The organism is Halorubrum sp. AD140 (assembly GCF_034497445.1).
Taxonomy (GTDB): Archaea; Halobacteriota; Halobacteria; order Halobacteriales; family Haloferacaceae; genus Halorubrum.
In genome coordinates, this window is record NZ_JAXRUU010000237.1 from 1 (window position 1) to 1,256 (window position 1,256).

Annotated in this window: 2 protein-coding genes; both read left to right on the top strand. The window is 72.0% G+C overall.

The genetic code is table 11. From position 1 onward, the window contains the following. Nucleotides 1–146: 146 nt before the first annotated feature. The gene (locus U4E84_RS17785; RefSeq protein WP_322533407.1) at nt 147–530 is read left to right on the top strand and encodes a hypothetical protein; all 384 of its coding nucleotides are present in this window, start codon (nt 147–149) and stop codon (nt 528–530) included. Continuing rightward, complete coding sequence (locus U4E84_RS17790; RefSeq protein ID WP_322533408.1) at nt 527–1,153, top strand: NUDIX hydrolase; 627 nt, start codon at nt 527–529, stop codon at nt 1,151–1,153. Before U4E84_RS17785 ends, U4E84_RS17790 begins: the two co-directional genes overlap by 4 nt. Nucleotides 1,154–1,256: the final 103 nt, after the last annotated feature.

Below are 1,256 nucleotides of genomic sequence, written 5' to 3' on the forward strand. Positions count from 1 at the left end.
GCTCGAACCGGTACTCCATGCCGGTGGAAGGGCCTCGGAGGGCTAAAGCGCGTCGTCCGCGGCGGTCACCGTCGTCGCGGTGGCGTCCCGCGGACGGCCGTCCGGTCGGTCGAAACCGGTATTCCCCGCGGGACCGTACGGGGACCATGCGCCGGGTCACCCGGAACGTCGTCATCGCCATCGCCTTGGTCGTCGTCGCGCTGCTCGCGCTCGGCGCCCTCCCCAGCTACCTCGGGAGCGGCGACCCGTACTACCTCACGGTCGAGCCGGTCGAGACGAACGGTACCGCCGCCGACGTGAACAACGTCTCCGACCGGCGGTACCCGTACCTGATCGGCGCGATAGAGAGCGACGACGGGCGCTCCGCGGGGTATCAGACCGGCCCGTACGGCATGAAGGAGTGGTTCACCCACACGCCGTTCGACGAGGTGGACGCGCTCACCCAGCAGGTGCCGAACGCCTCGACGGACACCGGCGTCCGGGTGCGCCGCGACGGCGAGGTGTACCACGCGGAGGTGGTCCGCCCGTGACGGACGAACGCGGCGACGCCGACGGCCGGCGCGCCGCCGCCGACCTCCGCGACCTCCCCGCGTTCGCCGACGGCCGAACCCACTCGCTGCCGGGCGAGCCGGAGTGGCCGGTGAACGAGGTCGTCGTCGAGTACGACGAGGGGTGGTTCGTCGGGGGCTACGACCGCGTCGAGCAGCCGGACGGGACGGAGAAGAAGTACTACTGGGCGGAGCTGTCGCCCGCGACGGTGATCGTCGCGGTCGCGGACGACCGGGTGCTGTTCGTCGAGCAGTACCGGCCCACCGTGCGGAACACCCAGCTGGAGCTCCCGGCGGGGATCGTCGAATCCGGGGAGTCGTACACCGAGGCGGGCGCGCGCGAGCTCGCCGAGGAGACCGGCTTCGCGCCGGACTCGACCTCGCTGCTCCAGGAGGTGTGGTGTTCGACGGGCGTGTTGCGCCACAAGCGCGGCTACGTGTTCGCGGAGGGGCTGACCCCGGTCGACGTCGACCACGACAGCAACGAGTTCCTCGCGCCGCGGTCGGTCCCGGCCGACGAGGCGCTGGATATTGCCCGCGACCCCCCGACGAACGACGCGACGCTGGAGGGCCTGCTGCTCGCCGAGCGCGAGGGACTGTTGTAAACGGCCCGCGGCGTGAGGGTCGTCGTGTATCCGGCCGCTCGGCGACGACCGGCCGCCACGGGGAACTCGGTCTCCGATTCTCTGGCAGCCGGCGCTGCGCGCC

Coding starts and splice junctions, on each gene's coding strand:
- U4E84_RS17785 (WP_322533407.1), top strand. CDS start 147: ATGCGCCGGGTCACCCGGAACGTCGTCATCGCCATCGCCTTGGTCGTC.